General features: G+C 46.7%; 22 protein-coding genes. All 22 read right to left on the bottom strand.

All coding sequences use genetic code 11. From position 1 onward, the window contains the following. Window positions 1-12: 12 nt before the first annotated feature. On the bottom strand, window positions 13-1,680 hold the full coding sequence (locus AC58QO_RS01500; RefSeq protein WP_497263397.1) for a response regulator transcription factor: 1,668 nt from the start codon (window positions 1,678-1,680) through the stop codon (window positions 13-15). Beyond that, window positions 1,681-3,417, bottom strand: a complete 1,737-nt coding sequence (locus AC58QO_RS01495; RefSeq protein WP_497263395.1) for a sensor histidine kinase — start codon at window positions 3,415-3,417, stop codon at window positions 1,681-1,683. Window positions 3,418-3,676: 259 nt separating this feature from the next. Then, window positions 3,677-5,083: an MATE family efflux transporter gene (locus AC58QO_RS01490; protein ID WP_497263393.1), complete on the bottom strand. Its 1,407-nt coding sequence runs from the start codon at window positions 5,081-5,083 to the stop codon at window positions 3,677-3,679. A gap of 186 nt (window positions 5,084-5,269) precedes the next feature. After that, entirely contained in the window at window positions 5,270-6,556 is a 1,287-nt protein-coding gene (gene hisD, locus AC58QO_RS01485; RefSeq protein WP_497263391.1) for a histidinol dehydrogenase, read from the bottom strand. Window positions 6,557-6,598: 42 nt separating this feature from the next. Next, window positions 6,599-7,516, bottom strand: coding sequence for an aldo/keto reductase (locus AC58QO_RS01480; protein ID WP_497264358.1), 918 nt, complete (start codon window positions 7,514-7,516; stop codon window positions 6,599-6,601). Window positions 7,517-7,583: 67 nt separating this feature from the next. Continuing rightward, complete coding sequence (locus AC58QO_RS01475; protein WP_497263389.1) at window positions 7,584-8,378, bottom strand: phytanoyl-CoA dioxygenase family protein; 795 nt, start codon at window positions 8,376-8,378, stop codon at window positions 7,584-7,586. Between the two features lie 57 nt (window positions 8,379-8,435). After that, complete coding sequence (locus AC58QO_RS01470; protein WP_497263387.1) at window positions 8,436-9,455, bottom strand: Gfo/Idh/MocA family protein; 1,020 nt, start codon at window positions 9,453-9,455, stop codon at window positions 8,436-8,438. A gap of 16 nt (window positions 9,456-9,471) precedes the next feature. Next, window positions 9,472-10,476: a D-2-hydroxyacid dehydrogenase gene (locus AC58QO_RS01465; protein ID WP_497263385.1), complete on the bottom strand. Its 1,005-nt coding sequence runs from the start codon at window positions 10,474-10,476 to the stop codon at window positions 9,472-9,474. A 7-nt stretch (window positions 10,477-10,483) separates the two neighbouring features. Next, complete coding sequence (locus tag AC58QO_RS01460) at window positions 10,484-11,701, bottom strand: mandelate racemase/muconate lactonizing enzyme family protein (protein ID WP_497263383.1); 1,218 nt, start codon at window positions 11,699-11,701, stop codon at window positions 10,484-10,486. 16 nt (window positions 11,702-11,717) lie between these two features. After that, on the bottom strand, window positions 11,718-12,953 hold the full coding sequence (locus AC58QO_RS01455) for an iron-containing alcohol dehydrogenase (protein WP_497263381.1): 1,236 nt from the start codon (window positions 12,951-12,953) through the stop codon (window positions 11,718-11,720). Window position 12,954: 1 nt separating this feature from the next. After that, window positions 12,955-13,785 (bottom strand): carbohydrate ABC transporter permease, encoded by an 831-nt coding sequence (locus AC58QO_RS01450; protein ID WP_497263379.1) that lies wholly within the window; start codon window positions 13,783-13,785, stop codon window positions 12,955-12,957. Between the two features lie 17 nt (window positions 13,786-13,802). Then, on the bottom strand, window positions 13,803-14,690 hold the full coding sequence (locus AC58QO_RS01445; RefSeq protein ID WP_497263377.1) for a carbohydrate ABC transporter permease: 888 nt from the start codon (window positions 14,688-14,690) through the stop codon (window positions 13,803-13,805). A gap of 79 nt (window positions 14,691-14,769) precedes the next feature. Next, the gene (locus AC58QO_RS01440) at window positions 14,770-16,203 is read right to left on the bottom strand and encodes an extracellular solute-binding protein (RefSeq protein ID WP_497263375.1); all 1,434 of its coding nucleotides are present in this window, start codon (window positions 16,201-16,203) and stop codon (window positions 14,770-14,772) included. Window positions 16,204-16,381: 178 nt separating this feature from the next. Next, window positions 16,382-17,227, bottom strand: coding sequence for a PIG-L deacetylase family protein (locus AC58QO_RS01435; RefSeq protein WP_497263373.1), 846 nt, complete (start codon window positions 17,225-17,227; stop codon window positions 16,382-16,384). A 229-nt stretch (window positions 17,228-17,456) separates the two neighbouring features. Beyond that, a complete protein-coding gene (locus AC58QO_RS01430; protein ID WP_497263371.1) occupies window positions 17,457-19,700 on the bottom strand; it encodes a helix-turn-helix domain-containing protein in 2,244 nt (747 codons plus the stop codon). Window positions 19,701-19,872: 172 nt separating this feature from the next. Beyond that, window positions 19,873-20,661, bottom strand: a complete 789-nt coding sequence (locus AC58QO_RS01425) for an SDR family NAD(P)-dependent oxidoreductase (RefSeq protein WP_497263369.1) — start codon at window positions 20,659-20,661, stop codon at window positions 19,873-19,875. Window positions 20,662-20,698: 37 nt separating this feature from the next. Further along, entirely contained in the window at window positions 20,699-21,490 is a 792-nt protein-coding gene (locus AC58QO_RS01420; protein ID WP_497263367.1) for an SDR family oxidoreductase, read from the bottom strand. A 13-nt stretch (window positions 21,491-21,503) separates the two neighbouring features. Continuing rightward, complete coding sequence (locus tag AC58QO_RS01415) at window positions 21,504-22,331, bottom strand: HpcH/HpaI aldolase family protein (RefSeq protein ID WP_497263365.1); 828 nt, start codon at window positions 22,329-22,331, stop codon at window positions 21,504-21,506. 95 nt (window positions 22,332-22,426) lie between these two features. Further along, on the bottom strand, window positions 22,427-23,368 hold the full coding sequence (locus tag AC58QO_RS01410) for a Gfo/Idh/MocA family oxidoreductase (RefSeq protein WP_497263363.1): 942 nt from the start codon (window positions 23,366-23,368) through the stop codon (window positions 22,427-22,429). 13 nt (window positions 23,369-23,381) lie between these two features. Next, the gene (locus tag AC58QO_RS01405) at window positions 23,382-24,173 is read right to left on the bottom strand and encodes an IclR family transcriptional regulator (protein WP_497263361.1); all 792 of its coding nucleotides are present in this window, start codon (window positions 24,171-24,173) and stop codon (window positions 23,382-23,384) included. Between the two features lie 22 nt (window positions 24,174-24,195). Then, window positions 24,196-24,954, bottom strand: coding sequence for an SDR family NAD(P)-dependent oxidoreductase (locus AC58QO_RS01400; protein WP_497263359.1), 759 nt, complete (start codon window positions 24,952-24,954; stop codon window positions 24,196-24,198). 12 nt (window positions 24,955-24,966) lie between these two features. Beyond that, window positions 24,967-26,286 (bottom strand): aspartate aminotransferase family protein, encoded by a 1,320-nt coding sequence (locus AC58QO_RS01395; RefSeq protein ID WP_497263357.1) that lies wholly within the window; start codon window positions 26,284-26,286, stop codon window positions 24,967-24,969. Window positions 26,287-26,298: the final 12 nt, after the last annotated feature.

The raw sequence follows: 26,298 nt of genomic DNA, 5'->3' as shown, positions 1-26,298 counted from the left end.
TGAATCACTTGTTTACTTGTTATTGAATATCGATGTCCGATACTCCAGTGGAGTCATGTGGGCTACCTTGCGAAAATATCGCGTAAAGTTCGTTGCTGTGCCATAACCGACAAGCTCGGCGACCTCTTGTATTTTAATATTCGGATTTTCCAGGAGACTCTTCGCTTTCGTCATGCGAGTCGAGGAAATGTAATCGGATAAATTCGTTCCAGTCACCTGTTTAAATAATCGCGACAAATAGGACGGATTGAAATAAACCAATTCCGCTAATTTCACCAACGAAACCTCGTCCGGATTATCCAGATGATCCTTAATATGCTTCTGAATCAATGAAATGATGGCATTTGCCCTTCTCTCTTCCTCTTGGTTCTGAAGGTTGAATAGTATTTCTTCAACACGCGCGAGATACTCAAAAGCCATAGGCCAAGATTCATGCTCCCCTGGCTGCATAAGCTTATGCAGGCCGATTTTGGTCGCAACCGTCTCGACCAAATTCCAGCGGTTCATATAGGATAAGAAGACCAATCCGATGGAATAATAAAGCTCTTGCGCAGGTACATCATGCATACTGTCGATATCTTTCAGCGATTCGGCACAGGCATGCAGCGTATTATTGAATTCCACGCGCTGCCCATGCTCCAATTGATCAGCAAGCTGGTCTAGCTTGGCTTGCCGAATCTGTGACTTCTCACGGTGGCTCCCGTCCGACTGCTGGAGCTCCTGCTCCACCATTTGTTTATCGAGAAGCAGCATGCCGCTGCCTTGACCGATCCGATAATTCATCAGCATCGTTAATGTCGCGAACCGTTCTGCAGCATCCGACCATGCCACCGTACTGTCATCTAGTACGAAGGACAACAACTCACCAACAGACTCGCGACAGGCAGCCTGCACCAACTCCAAATTCCCTTTCACGAACGTCAGTGTTCTATCCCAACCCTCAGTTTCGAGGTTCCCTTGAAGCGGCTGAATCAGCCAAATAAGGTCCATATGCTCATTAATCGCAGCAACGAAAGAAACGTGCGAGGACATATACTGTTCTGCGATGTGCTTGATCCTGTACAACTGCCGAGACTTCTCCGAATACGTTGTCTTGTTCGACAAGCTGTTAATTCTTCCAAGCATGATCAGCACTGGGCGATCCGCTTTCAATGGTATAGCCAGCTCGTCGAATTGCTCTTGATTAATCTCTCGTACATCGAGCTGCTCATTCAATATCCGCTTCACATAATCGTTCTGCAGCATCCCTCTCATGTCATCCAGCTGTTCCTGAGCTATCTTCAGCAAAGACTGCGCCTTTAACTCCGATTCAATCTCATTCACTGTATGCTCCACCATCTGAATGACCTTCTCGTATCCTTCGGTCTTCAGTAAATAGCTGACCCTTTCATACTGGATAGCCGAGTAAATATAGGAGAATTCATTGTATCCCGTCAGGAAAATGACTCTGCATTGGGGCCATCTCTCCCGAATCTTCTCTAGCAGCTGCAAGCCGTCGAGACCTGGCATTCGAATATCTGTAAGCACGATATCGAACCGAGTGCGATCGAATTGCTTGACCGCCTCAATACCGGAATAGGCTTTATACACATCCAACTCCAGCTGAGGTATGTTCTGAAGCACCTCATATAACCCGTCTGCAATAATCATCTCATCGTCTACGACCAGAACCCTGTACATTTATACGCCTCCATTCGATAAATCAATATGAATGGTTGCCTTCAAGCCGCCCCATTCACTTCGCTCCACGTCTAACCCGCTGGTCTGTCCAAACTTCAACCGAATTCGTTGGTGGATATTCAAAATGCCGGTCGTCTCCAACCCTTCTTGATCAGATAACGCGTTTTGGAGCATCTCGATGCGCTCGCCATCCAGCTCCTCACCGTTATCTTCAACGATCATCTGAATCTCATTCGCAATCTTGCGAAGCCGAACACGCAGGATGCCTTTTGCAGGCTTTCGCTCCAGACCATGCTCGAAAGCATTCTCGATGATCGGTTGTAATATCAACCTCGGCACCATGATGTGCCCGACATTGTCCGGCAGCTCATCGAATTCGACCTTCAGACGATTCGAAAAGCGCATGGCTTGAATCTCAGCATACACTTTGGCATGATTCACTTCTTTCCATAGCGGCACCTCATCCGAGCTGTTTCGCGTGACGAACTGGAAATATTCTCCCAATTGATTCGTAAATTGCTCGAGATTCTCGTAATCGCCAAGGCGAGCCATCGTGCTAAGAATAAAGAGATTATTGTATAGAAAATGCGGATTAATCTGGGATTGAAGCTGCTTCAATTCCGCCTTCTGCGTTAAAATTTGTTGTTTATACACCTGGTCAATCAAGGATTTTAAATTTCCTAGCATTACATTGAACCGCTTATAAATATACTGAAATTCATCGTTTACCGTATGTTCGATCTGAACCTCGAAATCGCCATATTCGATTTTGCGGAAAGCTTTAACCAGCTTATCCAGCGGTTTGTGAATGTATTTATAGACATATAAAGAGTAAATAACAATAATGATGAGGGCTACGGCTGCTAGCAAGACGAACCAACTTCTGTACTTTTGCAGCGGTTGAAAAACAGCGTTTTCTGGCACATATTTGCTTAGCACTGCTCCAAAGAATTTCGAAGACGTATAAACGGCAAGATAGTGTTTGTCGTTGATGACAAGTTTCTGAGCGTTTCCAATATTTGCATGATTAGCCATATGGGTCGAGATCTCTTGATCGAAAGCAGCATCGCGACCTGTCGTGATTACAAACTGCGAGCTATTAAAAATCAATCCCTCATCCGAGGAATTAACCATCAATTTCAAATGTTCCTCTAGCTTTTCCTTAGATAGTTCGATCGCCACAATAAATAAAGGGCCTCTTTTGCTGCTTGGCGTAGAGAAGGGGTACACCGCGCTTAAATACATTCTGCCGTCCACATTCATGACTTGCGAATCCAGTGTCAACGGAATGTTCCTCAGTTTTTCAAATTCTTGCTGATTAAAAGAGGATATCGTTAAAGCCGACACATTTTTCTGGATCGCAGGTATGTAAGCATACACATCCTTAATATATGTGGAGCTGTTTCGTATAGCATTAAGTCGCTGCTGGAGTCTTAGGATGCTTTGCATTTTCTCGATATCATTCAATGAATCCGGTATGGCTCCTAATGCATTTAAATTGTCATCGCTTAAGACATCGTACTGCAAGGTTTGAATTCGTCTGAACTCCTCTTCCAACCCGGTCAAATACCCAGATACTTGCGAGATCATGGATTTGGATATTTCGTCTTGTAAGGTTCGAATCCCCCAATTGTAAATAATCATGCTGAGAATATAGAGCGGTAGAAGAATGCAAATAAACGAGAGAATCAATCTTCTTAGCGCATTTTTTTTCCACGGATGTCTCGTTAGATTCATAGTAGTCTCCCTCCTGTGGAAATTTTATCCACTTCAATGATTCTTCGGATCATTCAACAAGAAATCCCTAAAGTTAGTTTAGTAACAATACTAACATGAACAGAACGAACATAGAAGTGAACTTAGCCATTTCCCCGAAAATTCGGGTACTTTAGCATCTATAACCATTATTTACAAAAAAATAGAGCTAAGCGCAAACTCGCCACTTAGCTCCATTTCCATTTCAATATTAACTTTTCCAGAGGGACCACTCTCTTCGTTAAGTAGTCTTCGCAGCTGGCTCGATCAATCGATGACGATACCATCTGTCCCCCTTGAAGCGCATTAGGAAGATAATTCCACGAACGCCCCATTCAATATTCATCGCTAACCATACACCAATAATGCCCATGTGAAACAAGATGCCAAGCACATAGCCCAGAACGACCCGGAACAACCACATGGACAGCATCGATGTCACGGATGTGAATTTGGAATCGCCCGCAGCTCGAAGCGCTGCTGGCAAGAGGAAGCTGATTGGCCAGAGGGGGACTTGTGCAATCGCATTGATCAACACGATGATGAAAAGCTCCCTAATGATATCATCCGGCGGGTGAAATAAGCTGATCAGCGGCTTGAACAACGGAAGGAGAATCAATGCCATCAGGAAGAGAGTAAATGAGGCAAGCCAGAGAAACGATTTGGCAAATTTACGGGCGTCTTTCACATTTTGCCCCCCCATGCATTGTCCAATCACAGTTACCGTTGTTAGAGATAACGCGGCAGCCGGAATCTGTAACACACCTGCCAGGGTGCCGCCAATCGCATTCGTCGCCATGGCATGCGTGCCAAGACTAACGATAAATACTTGCGTTACAATTTTCCCGCCATTAAAGAACATCTGCTCCGCCGCAAAGGGAAGCCCGATAAATAAAATTTTCTTCATCATCGCCATATTTACATGTAGTAAATCGTACAATCGCATTTTAAAATTCGTATCTAATTTCACTACATACAATACGGCTACGAATGCCGCCAGAAATCTAGATACATTCACAGCGATGATCAACCCCTGTACCCCCATATGTAAGAAATGGATACATATCACATTTAAAAGTACATACGATAGATTCATGATTAAAGAGAGTTTCAAGGAAGTTCGGGACTTTCCGATCCCTCTCAGTGCACCGCAAACAGCCTCTACAATGGCAATCCCCACATAAGATACACTGCTCCCTATCAGATAGGTCTTGGCATAAGCGAACACCTCTGGAGAGGCCGTCCCAAATAGCAGCGATAAGACGGGACCATGAAACACAATCATTAACAAGCTAATGCCAAGCGCAAATGCCGAAACCAAGGAAACGGAGCTAGCTGCAGCTTTGGCTACCATCCCGTCATTTCCACTTCCTTTATACTGGGCGACCACAACTGTTCCACCTGTCGAGACGGCTACGAATACGCTTATCAGAAATATATGGAGCGAATCAATCATACTTACTGCGCTAACTGCGGCAACACCAGACGAACTAATCATGGCAATGTTCACCAAGTTAAGTCCGACAAGGAAAGTCTGATCAATCAGAATCGGTATATACAAGCCAATAATTTGTTGATAATCCATCACCTTACCGGAGAAATACTTATGCATAAAAGCTTTTCGTCTCAAGCTAAATGCAGTTCCCATCACATCATCTTCTTTTTCGTTATATTTATTTGATAGGTAATCAATCTTCGACCTCGCTTGTACAATTCCTTTTTTTTACTGATGACTTCCTTTGATCAGTTTGATCATTTGATGTAGGTGAACAGGGAAAAAGCAAGTCCCAACCATCATGAATGGAAGAGCTTGCTTTTCTTGCGGAGCATTTTATCAATCGGATGCCTTGCTTCCATACCTACGCACTCGCAGATCGGCTTGTTCCTTATGACCCATGAAATTCTCAATTTCACATAGTCGTGAAACATACTCGCCAACCAATGTACTAGCTTCCTTTGTACATCGCTGGTAGGTGCATGTTTTCAAAAATTTCCCTGCCCAGAGTCCGCCCGTGTATCTTGCAGCACCTTTGGTCGGAAGGGTGTGATTCGTGCCAATTGCTTTATCCCCGTACGCTACATTCGTTTCAGGACCGAGAAATAATGCACCGTAGTTCGACATGTTCACCAGGAAGTAATTCGGATCCTGCGTCAATACTTCCACATGCTCGTAGGCGAGTCTATCTGCTTCCACGACCGCTTCCTCCAAGCTATCCACCACCATTACGGCGCCATAATCACGCCAAGCGACACCAGCTATGTCAGCAGTCGGAAGAACCTTCAGTTGTTTCTCAATTTCAACGAGTGTCTCCCTTGCCAATGCTTCAGAGGTTGTAATCAATACTGCAGGAGACGTAGGGCCATGCTCGGCCTGACCTAACAAGTCAACGGCCACCATTTCGGCATCTGCCGTATGATCGGCGATTACCAGAACTTCCGTCGGGCCTGCAATCAGGTCGATACCCACCTTTCCGAAAAGCTGCCGCTTGGCTTCCGCCACATAGGCGTTACCTGGCCCTACTAGCATATCGACGGATTCGATCGTCTCTGTCCCAATCGCCATGGCTGCCATGGCCTGAATACCGCCTAACACATAAATCTCGTCAGCGCCAGCAAACACCATTGCACAAATCGTCGCTGCCGGGATTTCCCCTTTGATTGGCGGTGTGCAAGCAATGACTCTTTTAACCCCAGCCACTTTGGCCGTCAAGATACTCATGTGTGCCGAAGCTACCATGGGATATCGTCCACCAGGAATATAACAGCCAACACTACTCACAGGAATATGTTTATGTCCCAGAAATACACCAGGCAGCGTTTCAACCTCGAGGTCACGGACTGTTTCCAATTGTTTCTCCGCAAAATTCCGAACTTGTCGCTGTGCGAATCGAATGTCTTCCTTCACACGCTCTGGCACCCGAGCTACAATTTCTTGAATGTGAGATTCACTCAATCGGAAGCTTTCAGGCGACCAGTTATCGAATTTGTGGGAAAGCTGACGAACGGCTTCATCTCCACGGATTTCAACTTCTTGAATGACTTCCTTAACGGTTTGATAGATGGCCTCTTCACTTGCAGAAGATGATGATCGCGCATTGCCTTTTTTAAGATTTGTGACCATGATGATCTCCTCATTTATCCATGTATTTGGCCTGCTTTGTACTCATTTGCCTTCCCACATTGAAGGTGTAATTACTTGCTCAGGCACTTCTGCGAAAGCTGCCGCCAATTCATGCAATGTCTTATCACTTATCGCAGGCGTTCCTAAAAGCGCAATATTTCCTTTCACTTGCTCCGCCGTTTCAGCACCGAAAACAATGCTTGCGATACCAGGCATATGGTGAATATAAGAAAAAGCTAATTCAGGTACAGACATTCCTTCTTTCTCCGCATAGGTGTGCAGCATTTTAAGCCAAGACTCCGCCTCCTTTAGTTTCCCCTTTAATTCGGTTAGCTGAAGGAAGAACAATCCTTGCAGATAGATGCTTCTTGCGAACAGCTTCTTATTTGCGTTCCTGAGCATATCGAAGGTCCCGTTCGCAAACATCCGACGATCCAGGATATTGATGGGCAACTGTACGATTTCGTAAAAGTCATCCTGGAGCTCCTTCCAATTATCTGCAAATTCTACCGCTTCGTAAGAAAGGAGTGAAGCCCCCATCGTTCCGATATTCCCCCGCTTCACTTGCTTGCGCAGCAATTCGGTCACTTTCTCACCAAATCTCCCTAACACATTCGGTCGATGCAGCAATACGGCGGGAATACAAGAGGTCTGCAATCGTTCCATTGATCTACTAATACTTGCTTCAATCTGTTCTTCCAAATTGGCAAGTGTTGTTTCTTGATCTATGTTCAGGTGGAGTTTGGTTATGATGTGGGCTGATCGTCTTTGTTGCCCAAAATATGTACCTAGAACCTGCTCGGAGCTACCGTAAGCACTTGCCGTATCGAGACAGGTAATACCACCCTCTAAGGCAGCATCGAGAATATGCCTCGCCACTTTTTCATCAGGTTGACCTAGTTGATTCGCAATCCCATAAGGCATCCCCAGCTGCACAGTGCCGAGTGTTAACGATGAGATCGTCGATGTCCACTGCTTGTCGTAGCTTAAAATAAAGATTCATCTCACTTTCTTTGGCAAGATGCCATTATTCCCTTTTACGAATACGCTTCGTATAAGGAGGACGACCAAAAGGCTCTACGGGCACATCCCCCTGGGGATGATAACCAAAATCATCTTGCCCTCTCATCATGTAGAGTTGGAAATTGGGGTAAGCTTGCGGATCCCATCTCACCATCGTCTTGGAATAGCGGATAACAAATCCGTTGCGCCAGCGGTCTGAGGTATTGGGACCCGAGCCGTGAATGAGAGAATCTACGTGCATGGAAATGCCGCCTGCAGGGATGATCATGGAAACCGCATCCTTCTCGCTGAATGTTCCATGCTCCAGTTCGAAGGACAGAATGGCATCATCGCCAGCAATTTTATGCTGAATAATACCGGCTTTATGTGTGCCTGGAATAACCTTCATGGCACCATTGGCTTCGTCCACATCCGTGATCGCTAGCCACACCGTAACAGTGTTGTTGAGCGCAGTAGACCAATAATAAGAGTCCTGATGCCAAGGCACAGTTTTATCTGAATGAGGCGATTTGGTAATAAACTCGCTTGCTGCTAAGTAAAAATCCTTGCCCAGTACGCCTTCGACGTAATTCAAAATTTGTGGATGGGCGCAAATATCATACAGCCACCGACTTGTTTTATGCCATCCCATGATGTCAGAGGGATTCTCGTCATCTTGTAATAATGAGATGATTTGCTCATACCCCGCCTGTAACTGCTTTACCCCATCTCCAGTAAAAATGGCAGAAAGCCCCAATATATAGCCCTGATCTTCATAAAATTGCTGCTGCTCAGGGGTTAGTTTTCTCAGCTCCATCATGAAAACTCCTTTATTCATACGCATGAATAAATGCGTATGACGATTTGGGATTACAACTTAATGATCGCGCACCCTCTCGGAAGTCCCGCCATTGGCATACGACTGGTTCAATGCTTCCGCAACATAGATTGGGGAAATGCCCTCTTCCAACGTGCACATCGGCTCAACTCCAAATTGAAGAATATCCACAAGGTGACTCATGGCATTCTCCATGTTACTCGATTTACCGAGAACACCTTTCTCTGTATGTTCGAGCACGAGACTCTTCATGCCGGCTTGCAAAGGATGCGACTCGGTAAGATAAGACCGGATCTCATCCCCGCCATTCACCATTTCAATCGCACCACCATCAAAGTACAATACGATTTCAAAAAGGTTATAATGACGGTCATCAAACGCTTCCGCATAACCCGAAATGCTGCTGTTCGCAGCTGTGAACAAGAAGGAGTAAGTCCAATCCTCCAAGCTATCTAGATTAGTGGGGACTCGTTCCACCACTCTCACTTGCTCGATGGGCCCAGCCATATAACGAACCATATCGAACAAATGGGAGCCCGTGTTATAAATGCCACGGCTGTAACGCAAGTGAATTTTCTTCAGCTTGCCATACGTCTCATTCCTGACTGCCGTTCGGATCTGTCTAGCACCTTCGCTCCATCTTCTAGATAAATTGACGATGACAGTTCGTTCGGGATACTGCTTAAGCAAAGAGTGAATTTGCTCCGCTTCCTCGATACTGTTCGCGACGGGCTTTTCCAGAAAGATGAGCCTTGCGCTAGAGTTTTCCAACACGGTTTGGAGCAGTTCATATCGTACAGTTGGCGGCGTGCAAATGCTAATGATATCAAGCTCATGATTCCTCAGCATAGATGACAAGGCCCCCTCCGGATAGTACATCGTCTCCGGTGCGATCTTCGCCAGAAGATCCGCCTGCTCCTGACGTCTACCGACCGCTGCAACCACTTCCACCTCCGGGTGCTGATGATACGCCATGACATGACTGCTAGCTCTCCCTTTAAAGGGGATATCGAAGGTCAAGCCAATCTTGCCGAGACCGATTACAGCAGCATGATACATCGAAGTCCCTCTTTCCTTAATCGAGTTCAAATGCGGGTATCTCATTGAGCAAGGGCATTCCCGTGCTCCAACGCTCCACATTGCTGACGAACAAATCCCATACTCTGGGAAGAAAATAGGGATTGCCGGTGGATCCAGAAATATGCGGTGTCATGATGACATTAGAAAATGACCATAGCGGGTGATCGGACGGCATCGGATAGATATAGTGGGTGTCCAAAGCTGCTCCGGCAATCCAGCCTTCACGCAAGGCACGCAGCAGTGCAGCTTCGTCGATAAGCGGCCCACGCGCAGGATTGAGCAGATAGGCATGAGACCGCAGCATTCGAAGCTCATCTTCTCCTACAATTCCCCGAGTCTGATCCGTCAGTGGGATCGCCATAATAAGAAAGTCGAGGCCGCCAAGAAACGCAGCTTCCTGTCCTTTTACAAAAACCTGGTCTGGCCATATGCCTTCGGGATCGCCGACGTTTGGAAGTACATAATTGAGGCTTCTCCGTTTTAATCCCTCTCTAACCATTACATGCACCGTTACGCCAAGTGCCTTCAGCAACCGAGTTGTTTCTCTGCCAATCCCGCCGTAACCCCAAATACCAACTACAGAACCGCGCAGCTCCCGTTGGAATCTTGGCGACCGATCCCAGTTTCCTACCTCTTGATGGCGAATCATACCTCGCAGATCGCGCAGCAAGTTGATCATCATCGCCACATTCCATTCTGCGATCGCGGTATCAAATACGCCGCTCGCATTGCATACGCGTATGCCTTTCGCAGCGAGACCTAAACCAATGGCTTGCGAATAGCCAGAGGAAGCAAGCTGAATCCACTCGAGCTTAGGCATATCCCCTATATTGCGAGGCGGAAGGTGGCAGAATAACACTTGCTTATTACCTAGCAGTTCAATCGCCTGCGAATGAGGGGCGGTGTTCTCCGGTATCACTTCCACCGATAGCCCTGCCATGCTTTTAAGCTTCTCTAATCTCGACGGCTCTACCTCAACATCAATTAATATTGGATTCATCGTTCACCTAACCCATCAGGATTTTACCAGGTACGCTGTTAAATTCACCGCTGCCTGGTACGAACGGATATTTATTTCGGATCGCTTCCGTCAACGTAATGCCAAAACCAGGCGTTTCCGGAGGCAGCACGTAGCCGTCCTTCATGACGAAAGATTCTCCTAGTAAATCACTGTGCAATCCCGCATATGCTGGCGGAATTTCTAGGATTTCCGTATTGGCGCAAGCGAATCCGCAATGCACATTTTGCATCAGACTGCCTGCCGATCCCCACGCATGTGTGGCGATCTTACGACCTCTAGCCTCCAGCATGGAAGCCACCTCCATAAAGGTGCTGATCCCTCCGCTAAAAGAGGCATCAGGCTGCCCGATATCAAAGGCGTCTCGCTCAATGAACGTCCTCCATTCGAACGCTCCAGTCAAGCATTCCCCGCCAGCAATCGGAATGGTTGTACTTTGACAAAGCTCTTGGTAGCCCCAGGGGTCTGTATAATGCAGCGGCTCTTCGAAAAAGAACAAATCATAGGGCTCAAGCGCTTTCATAACAAGCTTAGCAGTTCGTAAATCCCATCTGCCTATTGTGCTATTGCCCATGTGGCCGTCCATCATAATACGCGTATCCTTCGAAATGATGGTACGCACAAAGCGCATCTTTTCGGCTTCGAATTCAGCAATTGCTTCCGGTGATTCCGGCATCTTCCAGCCGCCTTGCCCCTCCCAAAAGCAGCCCGCACCGATTTTCATACCCTTAAATCCAAGAGAAGCATAGAATTCGAGCTTGCGAGCGAGTTTTTCCTGCGGATAGTTGGAAGGTCCTCCCGTTGCGTAACAAGACAGCTTATCGTGCTTAGCGCCGCCGAGCAGCTTATACACAGGAACGCCGTGCTGCTTACCTTTCAAATCCCATAACGCGGCTTCGATTCCACCCAGTACCGATAAGCCAAGCCCAACACGGCACCAAAAATTACCGCAATGATACATGCGATCCCAGAGAATACCGATGTCATCAACCGTTTGACCGAGGAGGATCTCTCTAAAAAAGTCAACAATACTCGGGACACTTTCTGGTAAAAAGTAGCCTGCATAGGTCTCCCCAATCCCTGTTAATCCCTCGTCGGTCAATACCTCAATGAAGGCAGCACTTCGTCTTGTGCGGGCTTCAGACAAAAAGGGATCATTCGTACAAGGACCTGTCAGCAGTATGGTACGTACATCTATGATTTTCATCGACTTAGCTCCTCTGCTAGTTGAGATTGGTGCCCGATTTCGATCTTCCCTTCAAAGCATCCCTATAAATTTGTTCAATCTCCTTCAAGGTTAAACGACGAGGATTGTTGATCAGCAGCCTCTCGATTTTGCTTGCTTCTTCCGCGAGCAAAGGGATGTCCGAGGCTTGAACCCCGACAGCTTGTAAGTTAGGAGGAATCCCAATGTCCTCTGCCAACCGTGCCATGGAGGCTACTGCGCAATCCGCAGCTTCCCTCAAACTCATCCTACTCACGTTCTCCCCAAGTGCTTTGGCCACCTCAGTGAATTTCTCCAGATTCGCTATGACATTATATTTCATTACAAAAGGCAGAAGGAGTGAATTCGCGACGCCATGTGGAACCTTAAAGCGTCCTCCTAACGGATAAGCAAGTGCATGGACAGCGCCAACTCCAGCACTGCCAAAGGAGATTCCTGCCAACAAGCTACCCATGGACATCTCCTCGCGCGCTTTCAATAGGTTACCGTTGCATACAGCCTGTCGCAATGAACGAGAAATAAGTCTAATAGCATGCAATGCGATGCCATCGGTTAACTCGTTCGCTCTAACGGACGTATACGACTCAATCGCATGCACGAGCGCATCCATGCCCGTCGCAGCGGTGACGAAGGGGGGCACCGTCACTGTTAAAACGGGATCAACAATAGAGACGGCTGATAATAAATGCCTACTAACGATCCCCTTCTTTACATCATCGCGAGAATCGGTGAAGATCGCGATGTTCGTCACTTCAGAACCAGTTCCCGCTGTCGTCGGGATAAGAATGACAGGGAGACCTGGCTTTTCAATCTTTTCGGTTCCGATCATGTCATAGACTGGACCTGGGTTCGTCTGCATGACGGCCAATACTTTGGTAAGGTCCAGAACGCTGCCTCCACCGATCCCAACAAACAGATCGTATCCTTTTCCCTTGATCCCTGAAGATATCACTTCCAATAATTCAAATGGAGGCTCAGGGACAATATTGTCGATCAGTTCACATTCGATTCCATCTGCTTGTATCCGTTGTACAAGGTCATCAATCAGCCCGGTATTCCGTATGGCCGGGTCAACCAGTACAAGCGTCCGGGTCGCACCCAGCATCCGAGCTTCCGTACTCACTTGGCTCACTGAGCCTATCCCCGTAATTAATCGACCGGGAAGTTGTAAATAAGACATCTCGTTGACCCAGTCACCATCGGTTTTCTTCGTCTGCCAACCTCCGAATTTCACATCAACCCTTCAATGCGCCTCCAGTAATGCCTTCGGTAAAATATTTCTGGAAGTACAGAAATATGAGCAGCACGGGAAGCGTGGCTAACATGGCCCCAGCCATGGCAACACCATAGTTCGTTTCCAACTCTGATATTTTTTGGGCAACTTTAATACCCACCGGCAATGTGAACATCTTTTCTCCGTTCAGCACGATCACTTGCCAAACATAGTCATTCCAAGTGTTGACGAACGTGAAAATAGCTAATACGCCAATTCCTGGCTTAGCTAGCGGCAGCATGACACGTAGGAATGTTTGCATTTCCCCGCAGCCATCGATTTTCGCTGCTTCCACCAATTCAGTTGGCAGTGAGGACATGAACTGCTTCAATAGGAATACCCCGAATGGCCAGCCTACGACGGGAAGCAGTACTCCCCATTTTGTATTAATGAGACCTAAATCATTTAAAAATTGGAAAAGCGGTATAAATAGGACTGTATGCGGGATTGTCATGGCAGCAATCATTACAGTGAACAGCAGTTTGGAGCCCTTGAATGGAATTTTGGCTAATGCATAGGCAGACAACGAGCTGACCACGGTGACGAGCACCGTGGCAACCAAGGAGATAAACATACTGTTATAAAACCAAGTGAACACCGGATTATTCGTGACCAAAGACGTATAGTTATGAAATGTCGGGTGAACTGGCACCCATTCCGGTGGTATTTGCAAAGCAACCTTTAGATTCTTGAGTGATCCGCTAACCATCCAATAGAAGGGCCATAGGAAGAACAAGGTTAACACCCAAAGAAACACATGTCCCCCCCAAAGCGGTGACTTTTTATTCGGCATCCTCGTCCCCTCCCCCCTTAATATTCGATATCCGATTTAAGAAATTTGAATTGCACAAAAGCGATCAGACTGATGATGACACATAAGACAATCCCCATTGCATTTGCGACACCAAAGTTCATATTCACGAACGCCTGCTGATAGATTAACATCATAATTGTCGTTGTCCGATAAGCAGGACCGCCACCTGTCATGATTAAAATAATGGCAAACACTTGAAAGGCACCGATTGTGCCCGTAACGACGACATATAGCATCGTCGGCTTTAACATGGGAAGCGTGATTCGGTGGAACATCTTCCAAGGCTTCGCTCCGTCTAATGACGCGGATTCGTAGAAATCCTTAGGAATTCCCCCGAGTGCCGCTGAAAATACAACAACTGCTGAACCTACGGAAATCGTAAGGACAATTAAGGACAAAGCGATTGTTGCCGAATTTACGCCCAGCCAATTGACCGAATTCAGCCCAAATCGGCCGAGAATGTAATTTCCTAAACCGAATTGCCCGTTATAGATGTATTGCCATACTAAGGTTAACGAGACAATCGACGTCACACCCGGAATATAAAAAGCTGCTTTAAAAAAGGATTGCATCTTTTTCGGATACGTATGAATTGTAACCGCAATCATCAAGGCAATAATGGTGATCGAAGGCACCAAATATAAGACAAACTCCAACGTATTGCGGATCGACTTCCAGAACAATTCATCTGATAAAATAGTGCGATAATTGTCCAGCCCCGACCAATAATACTTCGTATAATCAAAGCCATAAAAGCTGCTCTTAATTGCTTTAAGAATGGGATATACAACAAACAACAAGAAAAACAACAGCATGGGAAGTACGAAAAGCCAACCACTAATTTCTCTGCGCAAGCGTATGCTGCTGATTTTACTCTGTTTCATGGTTCACCTTCCCTTCTTTCACTGAGCTGTAAACGACTTTACGGCAGGAGACCACAGTCATCCTGCCGTATTTGGAAAACTACTTATTGTATTTGGCTATCGTATCGTTAAATTTCTTGGAAATTGTATCGATCGTTTGCTTAGGAGTGGACATGCCGATAAACAATTTTTGGATTTCAGGGAACATGGCAGCTCTCATCTCAGGATAACCCTTGATACCCCAACCTGGATCAATAACCGGCCATTCCTTCGTTTTAGTTGCTAACTTAGCTAAGAACTGAAGCTCCGGATCGGTTTCCGTCCATGCTGGTGCTTTGCCAAGCGGATCGAACGATTTCATTGCCGTTTGGAAAATGACATTATCTTTCACGGACCAGTAAAGGAACTTCTTAGCCCATTCTTCTTTGACAGCATCCGAGTTCTTGAAAACAACACCAAATCCGATTTCCGACTTTAACGCAGCTTGCCCAGGCGTCGTAGACGGGAAGTTGACATACATGTACTCATTTGGTCCACTAACACTTCCGTCTTTCAAACCGTTTTTAATAATATCGGAGTGCGCCGCAGACGCCACAGCCATACCGTTCTTGCGCTGCTTCCAATAATCAAGCGCATTGGTAGACGTCAATGTTTCTGGATGTGGTGTAACTAGGCCTTCATCCACTAGCGATTTGAAGAAAGCCAACGCCTTTTCCGTTTCAGGGCTGTCTCCTGCCGTATATTTCGTGTAATCAGCGTTGAACAATTTGGCTCCATAACCAGAAATGATATTGTTATAAATTTGATCCCCTTGTTCGTTTAATGCGAAAAGCGTCAGTCCATAAACGCCTTTATCTTTATTAGCCACAGCCTTCAGGGCTGCTTTGAATTGGTCTGGCGTCCATGTGCGGAATTCATCCTGCGGAAGCAATTTTTCAGCTCCTGCTTCTTTCCATAGGGACTTGTTCAGAATCAAGCCAAGCTGAGTAGAATAATATGGTAGCGTCACAACGTTGCCGCCAACGGATACCATTTTCATCATATCCGCACTCTTCTTTACTTGAGCAAGATCAGCTGGTGGAATGATACTCTCGAGGGAAGCGAGTGCTCCCATCTGCCCATAAGCCAATGTCCGCCCTGGGTAATCCAAAAAGACGTTAGGTGCTGACTTGGAGGCAATCGCTGTCGTAACCTTCTCATTGATCCCGTCAAAAGGAATCAGCTCGATGTTGACCTTGACATTCGGGTGGAGCTTATTCCATTCAGGCAGCAAATCTTCTTTGAACCAGTCGCCAGCCTTTTGACCAGGTTTATACGTACCGTTCGGAGCCGCCCACACCGTAAGCTCGATCTTCGGATCTTCTTTCGGTGCTGTTGTAGCAGCCGCGCTCGTACTGGCCGCTGGAGCAACGCTAGCCGACGGCTTAGCGGAGGTGCTGGAACCTTCATTTGAACTGCATCCTAACGTAGAACCCATCAGTAGCGATACGCCTGCTGCGACAAACAGTGATTTATATGTCATTTTACGGATCATATTCCACGTCCTCCATTTTCCTATTTCATAATGAATTAGATTTGGCGTGTATCTTTGACAGGTTGGAATCTCAATAAAATTAACATTGTGAAATTAGCTTGTAACTGGAGAAGGGTAGGTAAAATAAGTAAAGTGAAGTGAAACTTACAGTGTTTGTTTGGGGAGGTTATCTTACCCGTTATTCAGGTAAGGGAAACATCTCTCTGATACTCATGGTCGAGTAGGAGAGGTGTCTCATTAGCAAATCGCTTTCTTGCGCAGCTGCCGTCAGCGGCAGATATGGGTGCGTTTCGTTGTACACTCTGTAAAATCCTTCGGCAAAATTGACGCCGGCTGCCCTGCCATACTCTCCGTTATAGGATTCAAGCAGCTTACGGGCGAATAAGCCGCTATAGCCTTGGCTTTTAAATTCGTCCATCGCTTTGATCTTTTCCCCCACAACAGAACTGATATCAATAAAGACATCATTACGCATACCGTAGAGGCTTAGTCCATCTATCGGACTGACTGGAAGAGAAGTTAAGAAAATTTGTTTCACTTGATACTCTGGCTGACCATCGAGATTTTTCAAAAATAGCGAAACTTTGCTCAGCCCGGCAAACGCCATCTGCGTCGCAATCGTATGGGGATTGTGAAAGGCCGTATTCATTGGATAGTCACAAATGACGATATCTGGCCGCTCCTTGGATACCTCTTCCGCAATCCGGTTCACGATCTCTTCATTCACAACCGAGTAGTTGTCGTCATAATCAAGCATAATCAGCTTGGTGATTCCGATCGTCTCGGCTGCCCGCTCTAATTCACGCTTTTTGTTCAGCGCAATTTCTCCCAAACCCGCCTGAAGGAGACTCGTATCTGGGTTTTCTTTACGCCATTCTTCGGCGTACTTGTTCGGATGAAGTCGTCCACCGTGTGTCAAAATGAGAGCGACGACTTCATCCCCTCGCTTGGCATGAAGCGCGAGCGTCCCGCCGCAATTCGTAATCGTATCCGCGGGATGCGCGTAAATCGTCATAACTTTCATAGAATCCTCCTTCTTATCTCCGATTGTTTGCAACCCTTCATTTCTTCTTTGTGAACCCACCTGAAACTAAACTGCTGTGAAAGAAATCGTTAGCGTAACCTACCACCAAATTAGCATGCCTTACCTGCATCTGAGTAGGTGAAAATAGTTAGAAAGACGTGGAATTCGTTAGTCTTATACACAAATATAAAGAAAATGACCTATTTCTATAAAAAACCAAGTTCTAAATTCATCCAATCTGCCCTAAAAGCTGCTTGCGAAATTGCGACGGAGACAGTCCAGTGTTCTCTTTGAACCAGATACTGAAATAATGCGGGTCGGTAAAACCGACCTGTACAGCCACATTCTTAATTTTATTTCCCGGCTCCATCAACAGTCGCTTGGCATGTTCCATACGTACTTTCCCCACATAGTCTGTAAAACCGACGCCGACTTCTTTCTTGAACAATTGGCTAAAATAATTCGCATTCAGCCCGACCTGCTCGACGACCGAATCGATGCCAAGCCCGACATCACTGTATTGTTCGTGAATGATCTGCAAGGATTTGATAATGTTCCTGCTTTGTTTCTTCTCTTGTTGTTCATTCATACCTAAATGATCTCTAAGTAGCGCGATAAATTGCCGACCGTTCTTTTCTAAGGGTTGTGATAACAGCTTCTCTTGCACATCGCCGAACCAATTTTTGTCCAGCACGGCGGAATGCCCTGACTTGATCAATAACTTATACAAGTGATTGTATAGGGCTGCCATTAACGCATAGAGAACATGCGGAACGAGCTGACTGGCTCTAGCGTAAACAATCAGTTCCTCCATCACAGCGGCACAGTTGTCGATATCCCGTTCCTCCATATAATAGAGGAGCTTATTTTCAAAAGCTTCTGGATATTGCGATTTCCAAGAATCGCCAACGAAATAAATGCTGGTCTGTTCGTCCATTCGCTCCCCAACCAAGTAATTTAGCAATGTCTTGGCTTCTTCAAACGAGGTCTTAATGAGGTTAAACTGCTCGTATTCGTTGCCTACAAAAGCATACATTTGCAGATCAAGCCGTTCTTTTAGCACGGCAATCAACTCATTGATTTTATGTAAGGATTCATTCATTACACCATTGAAAATCAAGCAATACTGATCATCGGATAAATAGATACTGATCATCTCATGCCCATCTTCAAATTCATGAATAATCGATTCGAGCTTATCTAATTCTCCCTTCTCATACCGGCGATGTAAATGCAGAAGCACCACTCGAAAGGAGGCGCTGTTGAGTCGGAAACCGAGTCGCTCTTCGAAACGCAGAACTTCGGGTTCCGTCAAACTTCCTTCTAGCAAGGAACGGACCAACTTCTCCCGCATGACCGGCTCGCCCTCTCGGACCTTGTCGATCATGTGATTGAATGCCCTCCCCAAGTCCCCAAGCTCATCTTTATATAGAGGATGAAATTTCATATTCAGATTGCCTTGCTCGACATTTCGCAGCATTCGAATCATTTTACGCAGCGGCATGGAGATCGTCCTTGAAATAAAAACCGATACGACAACCATCAGCGCGAGGGAACCTCCCAGAAATGCTATCCATAAATTGTTAATATTCTTAAGATCCTTGAGCAATAAGTTCTGAGGGATCGAATGTACAAATGTCCAATTGGTCAAAGCGTGCTTCGAATAGGCCACGACATAGTTGCTTGGCTCTTGGGTGTAATGCCCTTTCGTTCCAGTTAGATTAGAAACGTCAATGGGAGGGACACTTTCTCCGGTCCCTGCGGAAAAGATATAACCGTTAGAATCGATGATGCTGTTCGTACCTTCGTCCAGATTCGATGAGGCCAAGTAATTGTCGAGAATGGTTGGGGAAATCGAAATAATAAGATAACCGAGGATTTGTAAATTATTTTTATCGTAAATTGTCTTGAACATCACGATGGACGTTTGCTTATCACGCCACTTGATGAATGACCAAAGCGAATTACTGCTCTTATTATCTGCCATTTTGTCATACCAGCCTTGGCCTACGAACTCATCGCTGACCAAATAACTGGGAGTAAAATTCATCCCAACGCCGCTGTCGTACACATTCTGATACTTATCCACGAGATATATCGCTTCAATGCCATAAAACCGGTCGGATAGCTGCCTTAATTGATCATAAATATAATTGTAAGCCTGAATACGAGGAATACCGTTCAAATTCGCCGCATTGTCACTTAAAGGGTCTTGAATATTCTCATTGTAGACTAGCAGCTGTGATGACTTCTCTATACTTTGAAAATAACTGTTCATGCTGCCCGTAAAATACTCGATTTTTTGCAGCATCGCATTGCCTTCCCGATCAGTCATGAAACGTTTGATATACGTCGATGACAACATCGCAAAGATGCTGAGCGCGATAAGTGTCACAAGGGAAAACGATAACCAAAGCTTCTTCGCCAGTTTTAAATCGTGAAATATCATAAAACCATTCGAAAACCTTCTCATAACCAGCATCCCCCCATCTATCATCTCTTTTTTCTATTATACAAAATAAATAAGAGGCAATAACACACAATTTCTTTTGAAAATATAGTGCGATGAGTGCGATGAGGTAGAAATCTCAACCGCGAAAACATGAAAACGGCACCCGATATCGATGCCGTTCGTTTCCTTACGCTTACTTTGCTGTATAGCCTCCGTCCACCGGAATGTTAGTACCTGTAACGTAGAGTGAAGCATCTGAAGCAAGGAACACAATGGGTCCCCAAATGTCATCCGACTTGGCCATTCGACCCAGCATCGTTCTATCGTTGTACCGTTCAACAAATTCTGGTAGATTCTTCTCTGTTTGGAAGCCTCCTGGTGAAATGCAATTGCACCTGACCTGGCGCGGACCATAATAACTGGCGATAAACTTGGTGAAATTGACCATGCCGCCCTTGTGGAAGAAATAGTCGGGGATAAACCCGTTTAGTGGTAGTCCTTCATAAAGGGTGTGATCCGGTCCAACCATTCCTTGTATCGAACCTATGTTCAGGATCGAGCCTCTCTCTTTCTCTGCCATCCAATCGCCGATTACACGGGTAATTTCAAACAATCCTGTTGCGTTTACAGCCATGCTTTTGGCGAACCTTTCAAGCGGATCGTTATAATGTGACATTGTACGGGCGACTGCATTGTTGATAAGCACATCACACTTACCTTCTCGTTCTTCCAGTTTCTCACGAATGGTAGCAATCGACGTCAAATCTTCCTGATCAAATTGTAAGGCATGCACCTTGTAGCCGTCTCTCTTGAAACTCTCTTCAATTGCTTCGAGTCGCGATTCGTCACGAGAGGTTACGTAGACATTGCCCCCTGCTTGCGCGCAGGCAATCGCAATTTGCGTACCGTAAAGTCCTGCTCCACCTGTAATTAACACCGTCTTGCCAGCAAGTGAGAAACTAGTCATCACATTCGTATTCACATGGATTTCCTCCTGTCAGTTCGCGCTACAATGAACGTTACCAAGCCGTCCATCCTCCGTCTACCATGAGATTCGTACCGGTCATATAGCTGGAAGCGTTAGATGCGAGCAAGACGACCGCACCTACCATCTCCTCAGGTTTTCCCACGCGGCCGAGCATGGTTTTGGCATTCAAGTTCGCAAGGAATGGTTCATTTTGACCAATAATCATGTTTGGAAAAGGGCCCGGCGAAACGCTGTTGCAGCGAATGCCATACTTAGCTAGATGAGCGGCACAGTACCGGGTAAGTTGGACGACGCCAGCCTTCCCCGCACCATAATTCGGCGGATTGTTCGCACCGCTATCTCCATAAATGGAAGGATCAGGAGACACGACTCCGTACATTGAAGCAAAGTTGATGATCGATCCGCCGCCGCTTTCTCGTATGTATGGGATCGCTTCTCTAATACAGCGGAACGTCGTTCCGGACGCCCCATCCACACCTTTGTGCCAGACTTCGTCCGTCATGAATTCAAGGTCTGCCTCTTTGCCATAGCCCGCCCCATAATTGGCACAATTGACCAATACATCCAGTCTGCCGCTGGCTTCGTGATGACACTCAAACATATTCTTGATCGACTCGGTCTTAGCGACATCACACACTACATTTCGTAACCGTCCTTCTTGGATAGCAGCGTCCAGTTCCGGACTCTTGCGAAAGGTCAGATCTGCCAGCGTCACATTAGCGCCAAATGCTAACAGCGCCTCCGTCAATGCGGAGCCTAGATAGCCTGAACCCCCTGTTATAATGACGCTTTTATTCTGTAAAGAGAACAACTCCGTATACATGGGTCTGCCTCCCTCAATTTTTGGTCGAGCCGTAAACGGAGTCCGTTCCAGCTCCTGTGCTGCGATTAAGACTCGATGCAATACCACTTAAATATTGACCAAAGCCGACAACATCGGCCCCCACGCTAACAAAGTTATAGCCCATCGCCGTCAAATCTGCCAGATTGCTTGTGCTGCCAACGGTACCTGCAAATTTCCCGTGCTTCTGCGCTAGTCGGGCCACGGATTTACGTGTTTCTACAAGAAGCGGATGATCCCACTTGCCGGGCGCACCAATTCCTTGGCTGAAATCTCCCGGACCGAAGAAGATCATATCCAAGCCAGGCAAAGCAATGATTTCCTCCAGACCAGCAAGCGGCTCTGGATCTTCGATTTGCAGTACGTTGAAGCGTTGATCATTCGCCTGAGCCATGTAGGCGTCCAGCTCCAAATTGCAAAAGGCGCCATCTGCATTTCCGCCATCAAGCGGACGACGGCCGATCGGGTAAAACTTCGTTTTATGGATAATCTGCTTGGCATCCGCCAAATTCATCACATGAGGAATCATGATCCCCGCTGCATCCATCTCAAGCGGACGAATCAGATCACTATAACTACCTCTAGCCACGCGTACAAGAACATCCACATCATAAGCTTTCGCAGCCCAAATTTGCCTTTCAATGACAGAGAAATCATTCGGAACATGCTCCATGTCCGTCCATAGGCAGTCCACCCCAGAGATTCTAGCAGCCATTTCCGAAATGCGCGGATCGGCAAGATTCAGCTTCAGCGCAATTGCTGTTTCCCCGGCGCGAAGCTTGCGTAAGACACGGCTCGGGCGCATATTAAAATTCGTAGACATTCTTTCGTCCTCCTTAACGTTGTATGCGAGAAGTGACTATGTATACTTTGTGCGGCAATCTCTATGATGTGTGTCTTATGATGTGATCTTCTTCATCATTCTGCAGCAATTTCCTCTAGCAATACAACTCTCCCGCTCTCTTCTCGGCTTCGAATGCCGGCAATGACCATACGCATCAACTCTTCGGTTTCACTAAAAGGGAAGGGTCTTTCCCCTGTGCGAAGGTAGGAGACAAACGCTTCGAGCTGTGACTTGAAGGAGTAGAATGTATCTTGAAAATTAACCGTTGCGCTTGCACTCGTGCCGCAGAGCTGAAGCATGCCATGTGATCCGTACATATCATCGATCGCAATGACGGCCACATCACCATGAATGCGATGCTTGAATAGAACAATGTTCCGCTCCTTAGTGCCTGTGTTCTGAGCGGAAATAAAGCCTGGTCCGAGAATCGGGTAAATAGATTCCAAGGCATGGATGCCATACCGCTCCCAGCTTTTGCAAGTGGTGATGCTTGAAAAGCGGAGCTGTCCTAACGAATGAATTGAAGCGCGATAAGGCATGAATTCTTTGCAGTACCGCATACAGCTGGAAGACATGATACGGGTGCCGTCTCGCACCCAACGCTGGAATTGCTTAAGATCTGGCTCATTATCGACCAGCGGCTTATCGACAAATATTGGTAGTCCTGCTTCGACGAATGGGCGGCAGCGTTCCACATGCTCATACCCTTTGTCTGTCGTAATCATAACGGCATCTACGTGCCCGATTACATCCTCGGATCGATTTACGACGTTCGGGATTCGTGATGCTTTCGCTACATGTATGGCATCTTGAGGATCATCCGTCCAAATATGTGTGACCAAAGCTCCGGGTATTTGCAGCTTATCTACGGGTTCTTTCGCTAAATAGTCCGGGATAGCAGGATACGGGCACTCGGCCATGGTTTCCTTGTCATAGTTGTTAAACATGGCGCTCCAGGAGTAAGGATGACCGTTTCCATCCACCATACCGAGCACAGCGATGCGCAATGGTTGCATGTGAATTCTCCTTTCAATGCACAGATGGATAGCCTAGCTTTCGAGAAATCCGATTCGCAGCAGCTTTAATACTTTCGGCCATTTCAGGAATGACCTCATCTGCAAACCGATGCATAGCACCTGACATGCTAACTGCTCCCTCTACGTTACCGTATATGTTAAATATAGGTGCGGCCAAGCAACGTGCGCCCTCTACAATTTCCTGGTCATCCAAGGCAAAGCCTTGCTCACGAACCCGCGTTAATTCCACTAGAAATTGCTCACCTGTAACAAGCGTATTTTTAGTTAAAGCAGGCAGCCCGTGAAGATCGATAAGTTCTTTCACTTTCTCCTCTTCTAAAAATGCGGTCATCGCTTTCCCCATTGCTGTCGCGTGGAAAGGTGATCTAGAGCCCACGGTATCGGTCATCCGAAGTGGCTGTGTGCTTTCCAGAATTTCGACATACAGCACTTCGCCATCAATGAGAACACCCAAATTAATCGTGTCGCCATACATCTCGGAAAGCTTTTTCATTTCGTGAAGCGCTGCTGATCGCAGTGTATTTCTTTCTAACATGCCTCGTGTCAGCATCAATTGTTTATAGCCAAGACAGTATTTCCCGTTCTCATCGTCTCTGCTGATGAATCCTCGATTTTCCAACGTTAACACGATCCGGTAGGTCGAAGATTTAGGCTGATCCAGCAAATCTGTTAGTTCCAATAAATTAAGGGAACCGTGTTCGGCCAATAGCTCAAGTAAATCCAACGCTTTGTCAATCGATTGAATCGTATAACGTTCTTGTTTCTCACCTGTATCCTTGCTCATAATTTCTATTTGATCTCCTTTGTCAAGATAGCTTGATAAGTTGACCGCCATCTACGACGAGGCAGTGGCCCGTCATATAACGCGAGTCACTCGTCGCCATAAATAGGGCAGCATCAGCGATTTCCTCCGGTATACCAACACGACCCATGGGAATCGTTCGTAAATAAGGCGCAAATGCAGTTGGATTGTCGATCAAAGGCTTCGTCAGCCGTGTCTCGATAAATCCTGGGCAAAGCGCGTTGACGCGAATACCAAGCGGTGCAAGCTCCAGCGCCATCGACATTGTGAGCAGGTTAATACCGCCTTTCGTTGCGTTATAATGGGCTTGATCACTTTCTGCAGCCAAGCCGTTCACACTGGACATATTAATAATGGAACCGCCTTTTCCCTGTGCAACCAGCACTTTGGCCACCGTTTGCCCAGCAAGAAAGGTCCCTCTCAAATTAATCGCCATGTGTCGGTCCCACTCCGATTCCTCAATGTCTAGGAAAGGAGCTGGGCTGCAAATACCAGCATTGTTAACCAGTACGTCAATGGTGCCCCATTCACTCAGTACGGTATCGACCATGCGATTGACGTCCGATTTCAACTGTACATCTCCGTCGATCCAAATGACCTCGCCGTTCTGGGCCGCAATTTCCTCAGCAGTCGCTTGCAACGCTGCTTTATCTCGGCCCGTAATAGCGACCTTGGCGCCTTCTGCGGCAAACCTAACAGCCGTCGCTTTGCCGATGCCTGTTGAACCGCCAGTAATGAGAGCAATCGTATCCTTCATCCTCATCCGATATTCCCCCTATAGGTTAGCCAGCGCCCGATCGACCGCCGCCAGTGTCTCCTCAATCTCTTGTTCCCCATGAACGGCGGATAGATACCAAAGTCCGTTCGATCGCACGAGCACGCCTTCCTCCAACATTTTACAAGAAAACTCCGAATACTTCGCAGCGTCCCGCTTCGTAAAGGAAGCGAAATCTTCGACCATAGGCTCCTGCGTAAACATCATATGAAAAACGGGACCAATTTGGTTGATGATGCCCGGGATGTTGTGTTTGACTAGCAAGCTGCGAATCCCTTCAACCAGATGCTCCGCGTTATTTTCCATTTTCGCATAAACCGCTCCCTCGTCTTTGGACAGCTCTGCAATGGTTGCCAATGCAGCCGAAGTTGCAACACTGTTTCCGTTCAGTGTGCCGAGGTGGCTGACTGTCCCGTTCTCAATAAGTGCCATGAGTTCTTGAGAGCCTGCTACCGCGCTTATAGCGATCCCTCCACCTAACGCTTTCCCAATCGTTACGAGATCAGGCTTCAAGCCGAACTTCCCATGCGCACCACTCAGGCCAAGCCTAAATCCTGTGATGACTTCATCGAGAATCATGACGATGCCTAATTCTTTGGTCAGATTGCGCATCTGTTCCAGATAGCCCGCTTTCGGAAGAACACAGCCTGAATTGCACATCACTGGCTCTGAAATAACAGCAGCGATGTCATCGCCATGCTCACGTAAAGTTGCCTCCAGCGCAGCGGGGTCGTTCCACGGAAGCAGAATAATATCTTCAAGCGCAAGCTCACTCTGTCCGCTCGTGCCAGGTAATATTTGTTTATCCACCGAGGCGTCAGCGGCACGAGCACTGGACTTACGCATATCCGAGCTTGGAAATGCGGTAAAGATCGCATCGGACCACCCGTGATAGTGACCATGAAAACGTACAATCTTGCGTTTGCCGGTATAAGCACGTGCTAAGCGAAGCGCCAGCATAACCGCTTCTGTTCCGGAGCCGCTTAAGGCCACTTTATCCGCACAGGGCAAAATCTCTGTTAGCTTACGTGCTACTTCAATTTCTCCTTCGTGCTGAAGTCCGTATGTAATTCCACGTTTCATCGCTTCATAGACGCTCTCGGTGGTAGCCTCGTGCGCATGACCCAAGATTAATGGGCCATAGCCAAGCAAATAATCGATATAAGCATTGCCATCTACATCCCAGATGCGCGGACCCGATCCTTTTGACGTAAACAAAGGGGTGGGCTTCATAGCACTTCTTAAGGAGCTCGCGACCCCACCAGCCAAGTAAGATTGTGATTCGGTGTATTTTTGCCTCGACTTCTCAACATTCTTCATAGGGTAACTCCT

This window comes from Paenibacillus sp. J31R30 (assembly GCF_059692115.1).
This window is presented reverse-complemented; position numbering and strand designations above follow the sequence as displayed.